This is a genomic window from Streptomyces mayonensis, assembly GCF_018982965.1.
In the GTDB taxonomy this organism is placed as follows: domain Bacteria; phylum Actinomycetota; class Actinomycetes; order Streptomycetales; family Streptomycetaceae; genus Streptomyces; species Streptomyces mayonensis.
In genome coordinates this window covers 1-17,551 of the sequence record NZ_JACBYP010000054.1, presented here as the reverse complement: position 1 = coordinate 17,551, position 17,551 = coordinate 1, and the positions used below count along the sequence as shown (strand labels likewise).

Genomic DNA, 17,551 nt, shown 5'->3' with positions numbered 1-17,551 from the left:
CGGCCGCGCTCACTTGCCCGCTCCCGTGAAGAGGTCGCCGGTGTAGTAGGTCTTCGGGTCGACGGGCTTCTCCAGCTTGCCGGTCCCCTCGAAGTACTCGTTCATGCCCTGGAGCCACTTGACGACGGTGCCGTCCTCGGTCAGCTTGTCGAGTTCCCCGACGCTGAGCACCTTGTTGTTCGCGGCGTCGGCCTCGACCTGGTCGACGGGGATCTTCAGCTTGCCGGCGGTGATCTCGATCGCCTCGTCGGTGTGCTCGGAGCGGAAGGCCATGGCCTCGCGGAGTACGGCGAGGACCTTCTTGGTCTTCTCCGGCTGGTCCTTCACCACCTTGTTGCCCGCGACGAAGGCGGTGGGGAAGGAGACGTCCTTCTCGAAGTCGGCGTTCTTGGCGAGCTCTACCAGGTCGGGCACCTGCTTCTTGATGGTCGCCGCGGCCGGGTACCAGAAGCCCGCTGCGTCGACCTGCTGGGAGGAGAAGGCGGAGACGATGGTGGACGGGTCCATCGGGACCACCTTCAGGTCGTCCTTGGTCATCCCGGCCTTCTCCAGGGCGAGGCTCAGGATCATGTCGCCGGAGGTGCCCTCGGGCACGGCCACGGTCTTGCCCTTGAGCTGCTGCATGGAGGTGATGCCGGGCTGGGCGAGGACGCGGTCGGAGTTGCCGAGCGTGTTGACGGCGACGACCTTGGCCTGGCCGGAGGCGGGGAGCCACATGGCGCCGGGGCCTATGTAGCCGAAGTCGAGGTTGTCCGTGCCCAGGGCCTGGATCTGCAGCGGTCCGTTGGTGAAGACCTTGCTCTCCGCCGTCAGCCCGTGCTTCTTCCACAGGCCCTTGGCCTCGGCGATCGCGATCAGGCTGGCGCCGTTGAAGTCGTTGATGTAGCCGAAGCGGACCTTGTCCCCGGAGGAGCCGGAGGACGATCCGTCGCCGCAGGCGGCGAGCAGTGCCATCGCGGCCACGCCGGCCAGGGTGGCGGTCAGGCGCCTGCGGGTGGGGGTGCTGGACATGGTGGTGCGTCCCTTCCGGGTCATGACGGGGTGGAGGAGCGGGAACCGGAAAGGGCGGCGGTGCGGCCTTCCTGGTGGTAGACGGAGTGCCAGACCCGGTTGCGCAGGGCGGCGAACTCGGGGCTGAGCCGGAAGGCCTCGTCGCGCTCGATGGCGGGGTCGACCTCGATGACGTCGTAGACGCGTCCGGGGCGGGCGGCCATCACCACCACCCGGTTGGCCAGGAACACGGCCTCGTCGACGTCGTGGGTGATGAACAGCACCGTGCGCTTGTCCTGGCTCCAGGTCTTCAGCAGCTGCTCCTGGAGCTTGACCCGGGTCAGCGCGTCGAGGGCGCCGAAGGGTTCGTCCATCAGCAGGATCGAGGGGTCGACGGCGTAGGCGCGGGCGATGGCGCAGCGCTGGCGCATGCCTCCGGACAGCGTCTTGGGCAGGGCGTCGGCGAAGGCCTCCAGGCCGACGAGCTCGATGAAGTGCTCGGCGCGGGCGCGGCGTTCGTGCTTGGGCACGCCCGTGGTGCGCAGTCCGAACTCGACGTTCTGGCGCACGGTGAGCCAGGGGAAGAGGGCGTACTGCTGGAAGATGACGCCGCGTTCGGGCCCGGGGCCGGAGACGGGGGCGCCGTCCACCAGGGCGCGGCCGGAGGTGGGGGTCTCGAGTCCGGCGAGGATGTTCATCAGGGTGCTCTTGCCGCAGCCGGAGGGGCCGACGACGGTGACGAACTCGTGGTCCGCGATGTCGATCGAGACGTCGTCGAGGGCGGTGAAGGTCTCCCGGCCCAGCGCGAAGGTCTTGGTGACGCCCTGGACGGAGATCTTGGCTGTCTTGGCGGGTTTGCTGGTCATCGGCGTTCCTGCCATCGGGTGAGCCGGCGTTCGGCGAGGAGGAGGATCCGGTCCATGAGGAGACCGAGGACTCCGATCGAGATGAGGCCGACGAAGATGGTCGGCAGGTCGTAGTAGAGCTGGGCGTTCTGCATGCGGTAGCCGAGGCCCTCCTGGGCGGCGATCAGCTCCGCGGCGACCAGGGTCGCCCAGGCGGAGCCGAGGCCGACCCGCATGCCGACGAGGATGAAGGGCGTGGAGGCCGGCACGACGACGCGGGCGAAGATGGTGAGGTCCTTGGCGCCCAGCACCCGGGCGGCGTTGACAAGGGTGCGGTCGACGCTCACCACGCCCTGGAAGGTCGAGATCACGCAGGCCAGGAACGCGGCGAGGAAGATGACGAAGATCTTCGGCGTCTCGTCGATGCCCATGGCGACCACAGCCAGCGGGATGATCGCCAGCGGCGGGATGGTGCGGAAGAACTGGATCCAGGGTTCGATCAGTCCGCGCACGATGCCGTACCAGCCCATCAGGAATCCCACCGGGATCGCGACGGCCGTACCGAGGGCGAAGCCGGTCAGGACCCGGGTCAGGCTGGCCAGGGCGTCCGCGCCGAGCGTGCCGTCGCCGATCAGGGTCCGGGCCCGGGAGACGACCTCCGGCGGGGTCGGCAGCTTGAAGCCGGCGGACGCCAGGAGCCACCAGACGGCGATGCCGAGGGCGACGGACAGGGCGTTGAGGGCGAGGGTCAGCCCGCGTCGGCCGGAGCGTTCGCGCGTCCGTGCCGTCTTCGCGGCGCCCGGGCCGGCGTCGGACGGGGCACCGGACGGAGCCTCGGGCTGCTGTTCGGGCGGCGGGTGACCCGGGCCGGCGCCCCGCTTGTCAAGAACGGACATGGGCGGCTCCTTCGGAGGCGGAGTCGGGTGCATCGGAACGGCCCTTCACGTCGGCGGTTTCGGGATACCTCGCCAGGAGGGGAGAGCTGTGGAAGACCGCGGCGAGGGCGCCGAGGGCGCCGTCGTCGTCGGAGAGCCGGGCCGCCGCGACCGCGGGCCCCGCCGACGCGGTCGGGAAGATCTCGGCGGCGAGGGTGGCGGCGACCTGTTCGACGATCACGGGCGCCAGGCGGGTGATCTCGCCGCCCACGACCACCTTCGCCGGGTTCAGCATCATGGTGGCGGCGCCGACGACACGGCCCAGCGCCCCGGCGGCCTCCCGGAGCACCCGGTCCACGACGGGGTGGGCGCGGCGCACGGCGGCCGCGAGGTCGTCGAGGTTCTCCAGTTGCAGGCCGAACTCCCAGCAGGCGGCGAGGATGCCGGGCACCGAGGCCACGGTCTCCAGACAGCCCCGTTTGCCGCAGCGACAGGGACGGCCGGCGGGTTCGACGGTGACGTGCCCCAGCTCGCCGGCGAGTCCGGTCGAGCCGGTCACCAGCTGGCCGCCGACGACGAGTCCGCCGCCGACGCCGTCGGACAGGCGTACGTAGACGAGGTCGGCGACGCTGTCGGCGCCGCTGATCGCCTCGGCGAGGGCGGCCAGGCGGGTGTTGTTGTCGACGATCACGGGCGCGTCGAAGCGTTCGGCGAAGGCCACGTCGACGCCCTCGGGCGCCGGGCGCAGCACCGTGGCCGCGGTGGTGGAGCGCGGCCAGGCGGCCCCGTCCGGCGCGGGGTAGGGGCCGGGCACGCCGATGCCGATGCCCTGCAGCGCCCCGTAGTGGACCCCGGCCTCGCCGCTCAGCCGGTCGACCAGGCCCAGGGCCAGTTCGGTGCGGGTCCGCCAGGTCGCGGTGTCCTCGTACCGGACGGAGCCGGAGACCATGATCTCGTGGGCGGCGTCGGCGACGACGACGTGCACGCGCCGGTGTCCGAAGTCGACGCCCATGAACTGCGCCGACGCCGGGTCGAGCGCCAGCCGCTCGGCGGGCCGCCCGCTGCCCTCGCGCCGGTTCGCGTCGGTGTCGACGACGACGATGGCACCCCGCTGCAGGAGGTTGCCGGTGATCTCGGACAGGGTCGTGCGGGACAGGCCCACGACCCTCGCGATCTCGCCGCGGCTCATGGCGCCGTTCTCCTGCAGCGCACGCATCACTCGCTCTTCGTGGGTCCGCCGGACCAGTGCGTGCACTCCGCTGGGCATCTGCATGCCGGTCAACGTAGGGAGGCCCGATTATTCCGTCAACACTCCGGCAGAAAGACGAAATGAAGCGTTCACAATGCCTGGTGGGCCCCATCCTGTGGTTCTTCCAGGTCATGGATTATTCGTCCGCCCTGTTGACGTAAATGAGCGGGCGTTCGCATGCTGTGCGCCATGCCCCCGTCGCGGCGGCTCGTGCGCCGCCCCTCGGTTCCCGGACGGGGACGACGAAGGAGAACGCGACCGATGACCCATGCCGTGAACGGACCGCACCGACGATCCCTGCTGGCCGGCGCCGCCGGTCTCGGGGCGGCCTTCGCCCTGCCCGCCGGCGCCGCCCAGGCGTCCCCCGCGACGGAGCGGGGCGCGTCGTCGGGGCGGCACCCGGCCAACTGGCCCGACCCGGAGCCGTACGGCGTCGCGGACGTCCGGCCGGACCTGTGGCCGCGCGAGGACAACTCGTTCGTGCTCCCGCTGGAGCTGCGTCCCCGGGACGAGGAGCGCGGCACGGTCTGGATGCGGGACACCTACGTCAACTGCTTCACCGTGCAGGGCCGTACGGTCTACGTGGCCACGGGCACGACCCGGGTCCCGGGCCTGGAGGCCGCCGCGCCGTGGAACGACGGCATCTTCGTGTGGCTGGCCCCGTCCCTGAAGGGCCCGTGGCGGCTGGCCGACACCACCGGCATCCGGCCGGACGCCGAGAAGGGCAAGGTGTGGTCGCCGGAGTTCACCGGCGAGAACCGGCCCGGCCGCACGGTCGTGGCGCCCTGGCAGGAGTACTGGCACGACGAGGAGTTCGGCAAGCGCGGCCAGGCGTGGGCACCGGAGCTGCACTATTTCCGCGGCAAGTGGTACCTCGTCGCCTGCATGGGCGACCACTCCCGGAAGGTCGGCTCGTTCATGCTGGTCAGCGAGGGCGGTGCCGAGGGCCCCTACCGGCTGGTCGAGGGGAACCTGGAGAAGCCCTTCGGGGACTCCTTCATCGGCGGCCCGGCCTTCATCGAACCCGGCGCCTACCACCACATCGACGGCAGCCTGTACTCCGAGGGCGACGACGCCTGGCTCGTGCTCCACAACGACCTGTACGCCAGGTTCCGGGACGACATGGAGGACATCGTCCCGACGACGGACCTGCCGAGGTTCCGGCAGACGCCGTACTCCCCCGAGCCGTATCTGGAAGGCGCCTACGTCTTCAAGTACCGGGGCAAGTACTACCTGGTCCACGCCGCGTGGGACCGCACGTCGCTCGACGCGTACGGCAGCACCCGGCACGCCTACGACCCGCCCGGCACGGGCCGCGTGCAGTACCAGTACGACGCGGTCGTCGCCGTCTCGGACCACTTCGAGGGGCCGTACTCCGAGCGGTGGACGGCGGGGGTCGGCGCCGGTCACAACAACTTCTTCGTCGACCGCTCCGGCGACCTGTGGGCGACGTTCTTCCGCAACCCCAACTTCGGGTACTGGGCCGACCCGTCCCGCGTCGCCGACGCCGCCGTGCCCGGGGTCGTGCGGCTGGAGTGGACGGGCCCGAAGGACAGCCGTCTCTACGTGCAGCGCAGACCGGGCGGGCGGGACCGCTGACCGCTCCCCGCTCCTCCGTCACCTCGTACCGCCTCACATGACGTCGGAGGCGGTACGGGCGTAATGTCCAGGTATGCGCGACGTTCGGTGCGGCTGATGGAATCCGCGATGGCCGCGGTGGTGCGGGCGAGCGGTGCGTTCGGAGGGATCCTGTACGCGCTGCCGCCGGGCGACGACGCGCTGTGGCAGGTCCTGGTGGCGGGGGTGCCCCAGGAGATGGCCGCACCGTGGCGGCGCGTCGGTCGCGATGCCCCGATGCCGGTGGCGGACGCGGTCCGCGAGGGGCGCCTGGTGTGGTGCGGCGGCCGCGAGGAGATGGCCCGCCAGTACCCGCGGGTGGCTCTCGTCCTGCCGTACGAGTTCGCGCTGGCGGCCGCCCCGGTCGTCTCGGGCACCACGGTCCGCGGCGCGCTCGTCCTGCTGTGGCCCGGGGACCGCCCGCCGGAACTGGGCCCCGGTGAGCGCGAGGTCATCGGCACCGGCTGCCGTCGCCTGGCCGAGTGCCTGCGGCGGTCGGCCGACCGCGGCGACCCGCTGCGGCCGGCCGACCGGCCCCGTACCCTGCCGCCCCCGGAGCCCCGTATGCCCTCCCCCACCGAGGCCACCGCGCTCTCCGCCTTCGTGGAGCGGCTGCCGGGCGGGTCCTGCGCGCTGGACCTGGAGGGACGCATCACCTTCGTCACGCCGGGGGCCGCCGGACTGCTCGGTGCCGACCGGGCCGCGCTCGTGGGCGCCCTGCCGTGGGAGGCCCTGCCCTGGATGGACGTCCCGCACGTCGAGGACCGCTACCGGGCCGCACTGGTCAGCCGCCGGCCGCAGACCTTCACCGTGCTGCGCCCGCCGGAGACGTGGCTGTCCTTCGCGCTGTACCCGGACGCAACAGGGCTCAGCGTCCGCATCACGCGCGGCACGCCCGCCCCTGACCGGCTCCCCGAGGGGTCGGCGGCGGGCTCCGTGCCCAGCCGCGCCACCGTCCTCTACCACCTGATGCACCTGGCCTCCACCCTGACCGAGGCCGTGGGTGTGGACGAGGTGGTCGAGCAGACCGCCGACCAGTTGCTGCCGGCCCTGGGCGCGCAGGCCATGGTGGTGATGGCGCCGGAGGACGGCCGCCTGAGGATCATCGGCCACCGCGGCTACGGCGCCGGCGTCCTGGAGCACTACGACGCGGCACCGCTGACCCCGGACATCCCGGCCGCCGACGTGATGGCCACCGGGGTGCCGGGTTTCTGGACGACGTTCGCCGAACTCCACGCCGCCTACCCGGCCACCGTGCACGAGGACGGGATGGCCGCGTGGGCCGTGCTGCCGCTGATCGCCTCGGGCCGCCCCGTCGGTTCGCTCCTGCTCGCCTACGCCCGTCCGCACCTCTTCCCGCCCGGCGAGCGCGCCGCCCTCACCTCCCTGGCCGGACTGGTCGGACAGGCGCTGGACCGGGCCCGGCTCTACGACGCCAAGCACCACCTCGCCCACCGGCTCCAGTCCGCCCTGCTGCCGCACACCCTCCCCCGCCTGCCCCGGCTGAACGTCGCCGCCCGCTACCTCCCGGCCGCGCGCGGCCTGGGCGTCGGCGGCGACTTCTACGACCTCATCCGCCTCGACGAGCACACGGCCGGCGCGGCCATCGGCGACGTCCAGGGGCACAACGTGGACGCCGCCGCCCTCATGGGGCAGGTCCGCACCGCCGTGCACGCGCACGCCACCGTGGGCGCACCGCCCGACGAGGTCCTGGCCGGCGCCAACCGCCTGCTCACCGACCTGGACCCCGGGCTGTTCGCCAGCTGCGCCTACGTGCACCTGGACCTCGCCGCGCACCGGGCCTGCGTGGCCCTCGCCGGCCACCCGCCGCCCCTGGTGCGCCACGCCGACGGGCGCGTCGAGCAGCTGCGGGTGCCGCCCGGTCTGCTGCTCGGCATCGCACCGGACACCCGCTGCCCCGCGGTGGAGTTCCCCTTCCCCGCCGGCAGTGTGCTCGCGCTCTACACCGACGGGCTGGTGGAGGCGCCCGGCGTCGACCTCGACGACGCGATCGCCGCCCTCGGCGGGCTCATCGAGCACGGTGACCCCGCCGACCTGGACGGCATGGCCGACCTGCTCGTCCGGCACGCGCCCACCCCGGGCGACGACATCGCTCTGCTGTTGCTGGGGCCCCGCGGGTGACCGGCAGGCACTCTGCCGGGTGACGGATCGTTTGTACTGGTGAGAAGCACGGGAAGCCGGACCTGACAGGCCGGCAGCGGAGGAGAAGACCCTTCATGAGACACCAGAGGGTGAGCGATCTGATGAGCGACGCCGTGGTCCGCGTGCAGCGGGGCACACCGTTCAAGGAGATCGCCCACCTGTTGCTGGAGTACGACATCACGGCGGTGCCGGTCGTCGACGAGGCGGACCGTCCCGTGGGGGTGGTGTCCGAGGCGGACCTGCTGCAGAAGATGTGGGGCGGGGAGCCCGACGGCTCCGCCGAGTACGCCGAGTGGTCCCGGTCCGCCGGGGCCAAGGCGTCCGCCACGGACGCGGCCGGGCTGATGACCTCGCCGGCGGTCTGCGCCCGGGAGGGCTGGAGCGTCGTGGACGCGGCCCGGGTGATGGCGCGGCACCGCATCAAGCGGCTCCTGGTCACCGACGAGGAGGGACGGCTGACCGGGGTGGTCAGCCGCAGCGACCTGCTGCGGGTCTTCCTGCGCACGGACCGGGCGATCCGCACCGAGATCATCGAGGAGGCCCTGGTCAAGGCGCTGGGGCTGGCCCCGTCCTCGGTGCAGGTGGACGTGGAGCACGGACATGTGGTGCTCAGCGGCCGGCTTCCGGGCCATGTGCCCGCGCCCCTCCTGGAGGAGCACTGCAGGAGCGTGGACGGCGTCGTCGCCGTGGAGTTCCGGCCGGCCTGAGCGGCCGCGCGGTCCGGGCCGGGCGTGCGTCCGGCCCGTTCTCCGCCCCCTTCCGCGAACGTCTGGCGCGGCTCCCGCTGAACGCCGAGGGCAGCCTGCCGCCCGCCGCGCTCTCCCCCTTCGTGAGTGCGTAGGGCCACATCCACGGCCTCGTCGTGCTGGAGGTGTTCGGTCACACCTCGTTCCTCGAGGACCACCGGGCCGACGTCTTCCGCTCCTCGGTGCGGATGACGGTCGAGGACATCCACCGGCGGATCCCCGCGCGCTGAGCAGATCCGACCCGGGAGCGCGGTCTACGGGGTGTCGTCCGCGGGCTCGCGGGCGGGGGCGGCCGGGGCCGTGAGGGCGGGGATCTCCGGGTGGTCGCGGAGTGCGGCGATGACCGCGCCGACCGCCGCGCGCTGCGGGGCGCCGCGGCGGACCACGACGGCGACGTTGCGGTGCACCGCCGGACTGAGCCGGCGGGTGACGACGGCGTGGTCGGCCGTGACCGCCAGGGCCGGCAGCAGGGCGACCGACCCCGCGGTCTCGACGTGCCGCAGCAGCATCAGGTAGTTGCCGAACCGGCAGGCGACCCTGGGTTCGAAGCCCGACTCGCGGCACAGCCGTACGGTCAGGTCCGCCATGTACGACTGCGGCCGGTCGCACGCCCAGGACTCGTCCTTGCACGCCGCGAGGTTCACCGCGCCGCGGGAGGCGAGGGGGTGGCCGGGCGGGAGCACGAGGACGACGGAGTCGCTGCCCAGCGACATGATCTCCAGGTCCGTCCCCCAGGAGAGGCCGGCGTAGTCGGTGGTGGTGACGATGACGTCCGCCTCGCCCGACCGCAGGGCGGGGCCGCTCTCGTGCGGCTCCATCTCGGCCAGTTCGACGTGCAGGTGCGGGTGGGTGGTGGCCAGGCGGGCCGCCGCCGGGACCGCGAGGCTGAAGATCGCGCTCTGGAACACCCCGAGCCGGACGGTGCCGATGGGTTCGTCGTTCAGCGCGCGGAGTTCGGCCTCGGTGTCGGCCATCCGGTCCAGGATCTCCCGGCCCCGCCGGGCCAGCAGCAGCCCGGCCGGGGTCAGCCGCACCCGGCGTCCGGTCCGCTCGATCAGCCGGCACCGGGTCTCCGTCTCGAGCACCGCCAGCTGCTGGGAGACCGTCGACGCGCTCAGGTGCAGCGTGTCGGCGACCGCGCGGACGGTGCCGAGCGTGTCCAGCAGGCCGATCAGGTGCAGCCGTTGCGAGTTGAGCACCCGGGGATTGTACGGCTGTGGCGCACAGCCTCGTCGGATGTGTGCGATGGACGCGTGCAGCAGTCCGTCCCTACCGTCGGTCGCATGCCTTCCGAGACGCCCGGCGCCGATCCGGGCCGCCACCTGATCCGCTACTCCGGCCACGCACCGTTCTCGCCCGAGGTCGTCGTCCGCGCCGCGGGCACCTCGGTCTTCACCGAGGGCGGACGCGAGCTGCTCGACTTCACCTCCGGCCAGATGAGTGCCATCCTCGGCCACTCCCACCCGGCGATCGTCTCCACGGTGCGTGAGCAGATCGCGCACCTCGACCACCTGCACAGCGGCATGCTCAGCCGGCCCGTGCTCGAACTGGTCCGGCGGCTCGCGGGCACCCTTCCCGCGCCGCTGGAGAAGGGGCTGCTGCTGACGACGGGGGCGGAGGCGAACGAGGCCGCGGTACGGATGGCGAAGCTCGTCACCGGCCGCCACGAGGTCGTCTCGTTCGCCCGTTCCTGGCACGGCATGACCCAGGCGGCGGCGAACGCCACCTACAGCGCCGGGCGCAAGGGCTACGGCCCCGCCGCGCCGGGCAACTTCGCGCTGCCGGTGCCGGACCGCCACCGCCCCTCGGTCGTCGGACCGGACGGCGAGCTGGACTGGCGCCGCCAGCTCGACCTGGGCTTCGAGATGATCGACGCCCAGTCGGTCGGCAGCCTGGCCGCCTGTCTGGTCGAGCCGATCCTGTCCTCGGGCGGCGTGGTCGAGCTGCCGCCGGGCTACCTCGCCGCACTGGCCGCCAAGTGCCGGGAGCGCGGCATGCTGCTGATCCTCGACGAGGCGCAGACCGGGCTGTGCCGCACCGGCGACTGGTACGCGTTCCAGCACGACGGCGTCGTACCGGACATCCTGACGCTGTCCAAGACGCTCGGTGCGGGCCTGCCGCTGGCGGCCGTGCTCACCTCACCGGAGATCGAACAGCGGGCGCACGAGCGCGGGTTCCTGTTCTTCACCACCCATGTCAACGATCCGCTGCCCGCGGCCGTGGGCAACACCGTCCTCGACGTCCTGGTCCGCGACCGGCTGGACGAGCGCGCCCGGGAACTCGGCGCGAGCCTGCGCCGCGGGCTCGACGGCCTGGCCGCCCGCCACGAGGTGGTCGCCGACGTGCGGGGGCGCGGACTGCTGCTCGGCGTGGAACTGGCCGGCGACGGGGTGCTGGGCGAGGGCGGTGCCGACCGGCTGGGTGCCGAGGTCACCCGGCGCTGCTTCGAGCTCGGACTGCACATGAACATCGTGCAGTTGCCGGGCATGGGCGGCATCTTCCGCATCGCGCCGCCGCTGACGGCGGGCGACGACGAGATCGCCCGGGGCGTCGCCGTCCTCGACGAGGCGCTCACCGGGGCCACGCGGGGGTTGTGAGACGGCGGCCCCGGTGACCTGGGCGTCCAGGTCACCGGGGCCGTCCGCGCCGCACGAGCCCCGTGCGCGGGGGTCAGACGCCGGCCGTCTCCGGCTCGCGCGCGGGCTGCTCGGGCGGGGCGGTGTCGCCCAGCTCCCGGTGCAGCTTCTCGCCCTCTACGTCGACGTTGGGCAGCAGGCGGTCCAGCCACTTCGGCAGCCACCAGGCCTTGGTGCCCAGCAGGGCGAGCACCGCCGGGACGATGGCCATGCGGACCACGAACGCGTCGAAGAGGACGGCGATCGCGAGGCCGAAGCCCATCATCTTGATCATCGCGTCGTTCTCGAGGATGAAGCCGGAGAAGACACTGATCATGATGATCGCGGCCGCGGCGACGACCCGGCCGCCGTGGGTGAAGCCCGTGGTGACGGACTCGGCGGCGGACTGCCCGTGGACGTAGGCCTCCCGCATGCGGGTGACGAGGAAGACCTCGTAGTCCATGGCGAGGCCGAAGACCACGCCGATCATGAAGATGGGCATCATCGACATGATCGGGCCCGGCTGGTCCACGCCGAAGACGTCGGCGAGCCAGCCCCACTGGAAGACCGCGACCACCGCGCCGAGCGCCGCGGCCACCGAGAGCAGGAAGCCGAGCGCCGCCTTCAGCGGGACGAGGACCGAGCGGAAGACCAGCATCAGGAGCAGGAAGGCGAGTCCGACGACCAGCGCCAGGTACGGGACGAGCGCGTCGTCCAGGGTCTGCGAGAAGTCGATCGTCATCGCGGTGGCGCCGGTGACCAGCATGGTGGCGCCGGTGTCGGTCTCGATGCCGGCGGACAGCGAACGGATGTCGTGCACCAGCGACTCGGTGGTGGCGTCGCTCGGGCCGGTCTTCGGGACGACGGTGAGGACGGCGGTGTCGCCCTCCTCGTTGAAGGTGGCCGGGGTGACGGCCGCGGCCCCGCCCAGCCCGGTGATCTCCTTGCCGACAGCGTCGGCCGCGGCCTTCGGGTCGCCGGCGTCCCGGGCGTCGACGGTGACCATCAGCGGGCCGTTGAACCCGGCGCCGAAGGAGTCGGACAGCATGTCGTACGCCTTGCGCTGCGTGGTGTCCGGGGCGGAGCTGCCCTCGTCGGGCAGGCCCAGCTCCATTCCGGCGGCCGGCACGGCGATCACGCCGAGACCGAGCACCGCGGTCAGCAGCACGGTCACGGGACGGCGCAGCACGAAGCGGGCCCAGCGGGTGCCGAGCCTCGGCGCGGCGGAGGCGGCCCGGGCCGCGGCGGGTGCCTTGCGGTCCTTGCGGCTGAGCGCCTTCTTGCCGGCGAAGCCGAGCAGGGCCGGGGTGAGGGTGAGGGCGATCAGCACGGCGATGCCGACCGTGCCGGCGGCGGCCAGGCCCATCTTGGTGAGGATGGGGATGTTGACGACCGCGAGACCGGCGAGGGCCACGACGACGGTGAGTCCGGCGAAGACGACGGCGGAGCCCGCGGTGCCGACCGCGCGTCCGGCGGCCTCCTCGGGGGCGCGGCCGTCGGCTATCTCCGCGCGGTAGCGGGAGACGATGAACAGGGCGTAGTCGATGGCGACGGCGAGGCCGATCATCATGGCGAGGGTGGAGGTCGTGGCGGACAGCTCCAGCGTGCTGCCGAGCGCGCCGATGGCGGAGATGCCGATACCGACCCCGATGATCGCCGAGAGCAACGGCATCCCGGCGGCGACGAGCGAGCCGAAGGTCAGCAGCAGGACGACGGCTGCCACTCCGATGCCGATCAGCTCGGCGGTGCCGCCCATCTCCTGCTCGGCCACGACCGCGTCGCCACCGGTCTCCACGGTGAACCCGCCCGCGCGGGCCTCGTCGGTGGCGGCGGTGAGCGAGTCGCGGGCCTGGTCGGTCAGCTCCATCGCGTTGACCTTGTAGGTCACGGAGGCGTAGGCCGTGGTGCCGTCCGCGCTGACGGCGTCCGCCTCGAACGGGTCGTCCACCGAGGCGACCTGCGGTCCGGCCTTCAGGCCGGCGACCAGTTCCCCGACCTGGGCCCTGCCGTCCGCGTCGGAGATCTTGGCACCCTCGGGGGCGCGGATCACGACGCGGGCCGTCGCGCCCTCCGCACTGGCGGCCGGGAACTTCTCGTCGAGCAGGTCGAAGGCCTTCTGCGACTCCGTGCCGGGCATGGAGAAGGAGTCTTCCGGAGGGGCGGGCGCGGCGGACGAGGCGACGCCGGCGCCCACGAGTATGGCGATCCACAGCAGGGCGACGAGCCCGCGGCGCCGGAACGCCCGCCGGCCGAGTCGATAGAGGAACGTAGCCACCTTTTGGACCAATCCGTCGGGTTACGGGCAGGACGAAGACCCGGCACATGGGGGGAAGGCGGAGTCGCTCACCGGGGTACACATCCATGCTCGCCCGGGATCGGGGACGATTGATCAGACCCTGGGTCTGGACTGGCGTACTGCGAAGGGTGTAGGGCGTTCCGGCGCACCGCTCCCCCGGGTGGAGCCGACAAAGATGGGTGTACTCCGCATTCCGTTGCCGCGGGCAGCCGACCTCGCTCAGTCGGTGACGGGCGTCGCGTTCCCCCCGGCACCGCAGCGCAGGGTCCAGGGCCGGTCGGAGCGTTGCCCGCCCTCGTGGATCCGCACGTCGACCTCCGAGGCGGGCAGGTCGCCCGGGACGTCGGCGTAGGCGGCGGTGCAGACGAGCTGGCTGACCGCGGTCACGTCGAGTTCGCCGGTGCTGACCTGGAAGGGGACCACGATGTCGACGCTGCCGTCACTCGTGGTGGCGGTGATCCGGCCGCCCGCGACGGGCGCCACCTGGGTCTTCAGACCGCGCTCGCGCTCCGCCTCGTTGGGTCCGCCGAGGAGGAGTTCGAGCGCCTGCTGGGGGGCGAGGGGACCGTCCGTGCGCCGGGTGACGGGGCGGGTGCCGTACGGGCCGGCGAAGTACAGGCGCACGGTGGTGGCCTCGGCGCCGGGCCGCTGGACGCCGGACGCGGGTGCGCCGGCCTGCACGGCGCCCGTGGTGTCGATGCCGCAGCCGGTGGCGACGGCGGCGACCAGCGCGGTCACGGCGGGGGCGGCGCGCTTCGGGCGGGGCGCCGGGCGGCGGGTCATGTCGTTCCCGGGGAGGAGGCGGCCGGCGGCCGGACGAGCGGCAGGGTGAGGGTGAAGACGGCACCGCCGGCGGGGTGGTTGGCCGCGGTGAGGGTGCCGCCGTGCAGGGTGGCGTTCTCGTGGGCGATGGCCAGGCCGAGGCCGCTGCCGCCGGAACGGGGGCGGGCCGCGTCGGCCTTGTAGAAGCGTTCGAAGACGTACGGGAGCGCGTCGTCGGGGATGCCGGGCCCCCGGTCGCTGACGGTGACCTCGGCCCGGTCGTGGTGCGCGCGGACCGCGACGGTCACCGGCGGGCGTCCGTGGTGCAGCGCGTTGGCGACGAGGTTGCCGAGGACGACATCGATCCGGCGGGGGTCGACGCGCACGGGCGCCCGTTCGGGCAGGACGGCCCGGACCCGCTCGTCGTGGGCCCAGCCGCGCAGTTGGAGGGTTTTGACCACGAGGGTGCGCAGATCGACGTCCTCCCGGTGGACGGGGGCGGCCTTGGCGTCAAACCGGGAGACCTCCATCAGGTCCTCCACCATCCGGGCCAGGGTGCGGACCTCCTCACTGATCAGCCGGACGGCGTCCTCCGTGTCGACGGGCAGCACACCGGAGGCGGCGTCCTCGTCGAGGACCTCGGTGACCGCGGCCATGGCCGCGAGGGGTGTGCGCAGTTCGTGGGCGACGTCGGCGGCGAAGCGACGGGCGCCCGACTCGAGCCGGCGCAGCTCGGCGGCGTCGCGCTCCAGGGTCTCGGCCATGGTGTTGAAGGAACGGGTCAGCTCGGCGAGTTCGTCGTGGCCCTGGGCCGCCAGCCGCGTGTCCAGCTCCCCGGCGGCGATGCGTTCGGCGCCGAGGCGCAGCCGGCGTACGGGGCGCAGGACGCTGCGCGCCGCGAAGAGGGCGGGGACGAGGGCCAGGGCGAGCGCGGGGACGGCACCGGCCTGGGCGGCGGTGACCAGGGCGTCGATGTCGGCGTCGTCGTCGTCGAGCGGGAAGGACGCGTACACGGTCAGCCCGGTGAGCGAGCCGGAGTCGTTGCCCTTGGCCGTGGCCTTGGCCTTGTCTGCGGAATCTGCGGACTTGTCGTCCTTGCCCGCGGACTCGTCGGCGTAGGCGACGGGCATGCCGAGGGCCAGCCAGGGGCGGCCGTCGTGTTCGATCCGCTGATGGACGGCGCGTCCGGTGTCCTGGACGGTCTCGCGCAGTTCGTCGGGGACGGGAGGTGTGCCGGTGGAGGCGGAGACCGGTTCGCCGCCCCGGTAGGAGGCGGCGGAGTGCCAGCCGCGGGCCCCGCCGGCCTGGTCGATCTGCCGGGTGAGCCCGCGCAGGTCCTCGGCGTCCGGCGGGAAGCTCAGGTCGGGGGCGAGGGAGTCCAGCTGGATGCGCAGATCGGCGACGGCCGTCTCCTCCGCGCGGTCGAGGATGGCCCCGCGGGCCCGGTCGAAGGTGAAGCCGGCGGTGAGCAGGGCGCCGAACGCGGCGGCCAGGAGGAAGGCGACGACGAGCCGTACGCGCAGCCCGCGGGGCACGCGCGGCCGCAGCCCCCTCACAGCGGACCGAAGCGGTAGCCGAAGCCGCGCACGGTCTGCACGTACACCGGTTTGCGCGGATCGTCCTCGATACGGGCGCGCAGCCGCATCACGCAGGCGTCGACGAGGCGGACGTCTCCGTAGAAGGAGTGTTCCCAGACCTGCTCCAGGAGCTGCTGGCGCGAGTACACCTGGCCGGGGGTGGCGGTGAGGAACAGCAGCAGCTTCAGTTCGGAGGGCGCCAGCGGGAGTTCCGTGCCGTGCTTGGTCACGACCAGGGTGGTGCGGTCGACCGTGAGGTCCGCGTACCGCTCGGGGCCCGCGGCCGAGGGCTGCTCCGTACGGCCGTCCTGGGCGGGCGCGACCCGGCGCAGGACCGCCCGGATCCGTGCCTCCAGCAGCTCGGCGCCCGCCGGTTTGACGACGTAGTCGTCGGCGCCCGCCTCCAGGCCCACGACCATGTCGATCTCGTCGCCGCGCGCGGAGAGGATGATGATCGGGATCTGCTTGCTCTCCCGGATGCGCCGGCACACCTCCAGACCGCTCATGTTCGGCAGCATCAGGTCGAGCAGCACCAGGTCGGGCCGGTGGCGCTCCAGGCTCAGCAGGCCGGTCTCGCCACTGCCCGCGACGGCCACCTCGTGCCCCCGGCGTTTCAGCGCGAGCGAGACGCCTCGCTGCACGGCGGGGTCGTCTTCGATGAGCAGGACTCGTGCCATGTGGGTGTGCTCTTCTCCGTCTTCTCGGCCGGCCGGGCGGCCGTCTTCTGCCAGCCTGCGCGAAGCCTATGACGCCGGGTCCCGCGTCATGTGATGAAACGATGACAGCACTCCCCGGGCCGGGGGCGTGTGACCTGTGCTGGAGGCATGAACAACGAGATCAACTCCATCGGGCGGTCGCTGCCCGCCCGCCGCGTCGCCGGATACGCCCTCGTGGCAGCGGCCGTGGCCCTTTCGCTGACCGGCTGCCAGGACTCCGGCAGCGGCGTGAAGGAATCCGCCGGCGACAGCTCGGCGGCCGGCACCTCGGACAGTGCGAAGGACTCCTCCGGCGGGAAGAAGGGCGACAAGCCGCAACGCCTGCTGTGGATGGGCGACTCCATCGGCGAGGCCGAGGCACCGGCCCTCGGTGCGGCCATGAAGGCCAAGGGCGTGGAGTTCAAGTCGATGGCCTCCACCGGCGGCGGCGGTGTCGTCGGCGAGATGGCGGCCCCCACCTGGGACCGCCTCCCGAAGACCCTGAAGTCCTTCACGCCGGACGTCGTCGCCTACCAGATCACCACCTACGACTGGGAGAACCCGGCCACACAGCGCAAGGCCTACGAACGCCTGGCCGAGACGGTGAACAAGGCGGGGGCCGACCTCCTCCTCGTGTCCGCCCCGCCCTTCAAGCTCGACGACTTCTACAAGCCGCACAAGGCGGAGATCGAGACCGCGCCCGAGTCCGCGAAGGAGGTGGCCGCGGCCCACCCGGACACGACCGGCTTCCTCGACGCGTCCGCCCTGTGGGGCGACGACAACGGTGCGGACAAGGCGCAGCGCAGCAAGGACGGCATCCACTCCTGCCAGCAGGGCTCGGCCGCGTTCGCCGTCTGGTTCGGCGAGCGGCTGAAGGAGCAGTACGGCTTCGAGCCGGCGGACGCCGACGAGTGGGCCACCGGGGCGTGGACCGGCGACAAGGTCTACAGCAAGCTCGGCTGCGCGTAACCACCGCCGGCGGGGGAGGCCTCCCGCACGGAGCCGTCCCCCTCCCTCGGCCGGTGCGTGGACACCCCGCCTCCCCCCGCCAGGCGCGTCCACGCACCGCCGACTGCTTCCCCGACCCGACCCGACCCCCGCCGCCCCCGCCGGCGCCCGTC

The 17,551-nt window shown here is 72.8% G+C and carries 14 protein-coding genes; 5 read left to right on the top strand and 9 right to left on the bottom strand.

All coding sequences use genetic code 11. The features are described from left to right. Positions 1 to 9: 9 nt before the first annotated feature. Genes HZS56_RS20660 through HZS56_RS20645 form a run of 4 tightly spaced genes read right to left on the bottom strand, consistent with a single transcriptional unit; the run spans position 10 to position 3,983 of the window. Positions 10 to 1,011, bottom strand: coding sequence for an aliphatic sulfonate ABC transporter substrate-binding protein (locus HZS56_RS20660; RefSeq protein WP_216722224.1), 1,002 nt, complete (start codon positions 1,009 to 1,011; stop codon positions 10 to 12). Between the two features lie 20 nt (positions 1,012 to 1,031). Beyond that, the gene (locus HZS56_RS20655; protein WP_216722223.1) at positions 1,032 to 1,856 is read right to left on the bottom strand and encodes an ABC transporter ATP-binding protein; all 825 of its coding nucleotides are present in this window, start codon (positions 1,854 to 1,856) and stop codon (positions 1,032 to 1,034) included. After that, on the bottom strand, positions 1,853 to 2,731 hold the full coding sequence (locus tag HZS56_RS20650; protein WP_216722222.1) for an ABC transporter permease: 879 nt from the start codon (positions 2,729 to 2,731) through the stop codon (positions 1,853 to 1,855). Before HZS56_RS20650 ends, HZS56_RS20655 begins: the two co-directional genes overlap by 4 nt. Beyond that, the gene (locus tag HZS56_RS20645) at positions 2,718 to 3,983 is read right to left on the bottom strand and encodes an ROK family transcriptional regulator (protein WP_216722221.1); all 1,266 of its coding nucleotides are present in this window, start codon (positions 3,981 to 3,983) and stop codon (positions 2,718 to 2,720) included. The genes HZS56_RS20650 and HZS56_RS20645 overlap by 14 nt, the downstream gene beginning before the upstream one ends. A gap of 237 nt (positions 3,984 to 4,220) precedes the next feature. Between HZS56_RS20645 and HZS56_RS20640 the strand changes: the two genes are divergently transcribed. From HZS56_RS20640 to HZS56_RS20630, 3 genes are all read left to right on the top strand, one after another. Continuing rightward, positions 4,221 to 5,558, top strand: a complete 1,338-nt coding sequence (locus HZS56_RS20640) for a family 43 glycosylhydrolase (RefSeq protein ID WP_216722220.1) — start codon at positions 4,221 to 4,223, stop codon at positions 5,556 to 5,558. A 96-nt stretch (positions 5,559 to 5,654) separates the two neighbouring features. Beyond that, positions 5,655 to 7,718, top strand: a complete 2,064-nt coding sequence (locus HZS56_RS20635) for a SpoIIE family protein phosphatase (RefSeq protein WP_216722219.1) — start codon at positions 5,655 to 5,657, stop codon at positions 7,716 to 7,718. Between the two features lie 95 nt (positions 7,719 to 7,813). Beyond that, positions 7,814 to 8,446: a CBS domain-containing protein gene (locus HZS56_RS20630; protein WP_216722218.1), complete on the top strand. Its 633-nt coding sequence runs from the start codon at positions 7,814 to 7,816 to the stop codon at positions 8,444 to 8,446. A 293-nt stretch (positions 8,447 to 8,739) separates the two neighbouring features. Here the strand turns inward: HZS56_RS20630 and HZS56_RS20620 are convergent, their stop codons facing one another. Continuing rightward, positions 8,740 to 9,684, bottom strand: coding sequence for a LysR family transcriptional regulator (locus HZS56_RS20620; RefSeq protein WP_216722217.1), 945 nt, complete (start codon positions 9,682 to 9,684; stop codon positions 8,740 to 8,742). Positions 9,685 to 9,768: 84 nt separating this feature from the next. Between HZS56_RS20620 and HZS56_RS20615 the strand changes: the two genes are divergently transcribed. Further along, a complete protein-coding gene (locus tag HZS56_RS20615; protein ID WP_216722216.1) occupies positions 9,769 to 11,082 on the top strand; it encodes an aspartate aminotransferase family protein in 1,314 nt (437 codons plus the stop codon). Positions 11,083 to 11,155: 73 nt separating this feature from the next. On the opposite strand, the gene HZS56_RS20610 is transcribed toward HZS56_RS20615, so the two are convergent. The 4 genes from HZS56_RS20610 to HZS56_RS20595 form a co-directional block, all read right to left on the bottom strand. Next, positions 11,156 to 13,375, bottom strand: a complete 2,220-nt coding sequence (locus tag HZS56_RS20610; protein WP_216722215.1) for an MMPL family transporter — start codon at positions 13,373 to 13,375, stop codon at positions 11,156 to 11,158. Between the two features lie 240 nt (positions 13,376 to 13,615). Then, on the bottom strand, positions 13,616 to 14,179 hold the full coding sequence (locus HZS56_RS20605) for a hypothetical protein (protein ID WP_216722214.1): 564 nt from the start codon (positions 14,177 to 14,179) through the stop codon (positions 13,616 to 13,618). Next, positions 14,176 to 15,693, bottom strand: coding sequence for a sensor histidine kinase (locus HZS56_RS20600; protein WP_308408111.1), 1,518 nt, complete (start codon positions 15,691 to 15,693; stop codon positions 14,176 to 14,178). Before HZS56_RS20600 ends, HZS56_RS20605 begins: the two co-directional genes overlap by 4 nt. Before the next feature lie 17 nt (positions 15,694 to 15,710). Beyond that, positions 15,711 to 16,412, bottom strand: a complete 702-nt coding sequence (locus HZS56_RS20595; RefSeq protein ID WP_216722213.1) for a response regulator — start codon at positions 16,410 to 16,412, stop codon at positions 15,711 to 15,713. Between the two features lie 147 nt (positions 16,413 to 16,559). Here HZS56_RS20595 and HZS56_RS20590 point away from each other — a divergent pair, with 147 nt between their 5' ends. Then, positions 16,560 to 17,399: an SGNH/GDSL hydrolase family protein gene (locus HZS56_RS20590; protein WP_216722212.1), complete on the top strand. Its 840-nt coding sequence runs from the start codon at positions 16,560 to 16,562 to the stop codon at positions 17,397 to 17,399. Positions 17,400 to 17,551: the final 152 nt, after the last annotated feature.